Raw genomic sequence first — 1,049 nt, forward strand, 5'->3', positions numbered from 1 at the left:
CGTCAGTTGCGGATTGCGAGCTGCTCAAACCCAAGCCTACGGGGTATCCGCAAGAGGAGGTTTTACCAAGACAGATGTTATCATTTCCAATGATGAAATCTTATACCCCTATGCTTTAACCCCCGACCTCATCATTGCACTAGCCGAGGAGGCTTTAGTGCGCTATCTTGATATCGATAGCGAAGATTGTATGGTGATTTACGATTCCAGTGTCATCGAAGCTTCTAGATACGACCTCGGTGTAAGATTTATAGGTCTTCCAATAGCTGAAACCGCTATAAAGTTTGGATCTCCCAGGAGTGCAAACATTCTTTCCCTGGGTGTGGCCGCGAGCTTCATCGAAGAAATATCGGAGGAAACGTTAGGCAAAGTTTTGGCGAAAAGACTCCCCGCGAAAGTTTTGGACAAGAACATTGAGATTTTGAACAAGGGCATTGAACTGGGAAAAACTATAAGTTCAAAGAGCTGATTTTTCAGGCAAAGGATTTAGGAAAAGACAATGATTTTAAAAGCATGGCGAAAAGAGAAGCAAGATCCAACTCGATTTTCGCTATAAATCACTTCACGTTGCCCCGCCTGCGATATGATTACGAGAGATGCGTGCCATTTGGTTACACTTTTGTGTTGTTAAATAAGGCAGGCAAATTGCTGTGCTAGTTAACTAAACTAATTAACAAAGTAAGTAAAGGGGGCCACAATTGGCCCCCTTTACTGGCCGTTCGTTACTTCATTAGCAACAAAAACTGCAACCTGAGGAAGCCTTTTCAATCATGGCCTTGCAAAAGTAAGGAAGATCGTTTGGGGTCCTACTGCTTATGAGGTTTCCGTCTACTACTACGGCTTCATCCACCCAGTTGGCGCCAGCGTTCACCATATCGTCTTTTATGGCTCCGACAGAAGTAGCCTTTCTTCCTTTCAGTATTCCCGCCGAAATAGGCACCCATCCTGCATGGCAAATAAAAGCGATAATTTTATTGGCATCATTCAGCATTTTAACTATCTCAAGTGCCTTTGGGTATCTTCTAATCTTATCGGGAGCATATCCTCCG

2 protein-coding genes are annotated in these 1,049 nt (G+C 43.9%); one reads left to right on the forward strand and one right to left on the reverse strand.

Annotated features, from left to right (window positions below; translation table 11 throughout):
- Positions 1-469, forward strand: a 469-nt coding sequence (locus tag Q7P41_RS08520; protein WP_303883472.1) for a 2-oxoacid:acceptor oxidoreductase family protein, incomplete at its 5' end; no start/stop codon positions are given.
- 261 nt (positions 470-730) lie between these two features.
- Here Q7P41_RS08520 and Q7P41_RS08525 read toward each other — a convergent pair.
- Positions 731-1,049, reverse strand: a 319-nt coding sequence (locus Q7P41_RS08525) for a DJ-1/PfpI family protein (protein ID WP_303883473.1), incomplete at its 5' end; no start/stop codon positions are given.

It is taken from the genome of Acetomicrobium mobile (assembly GCF_937920065.1).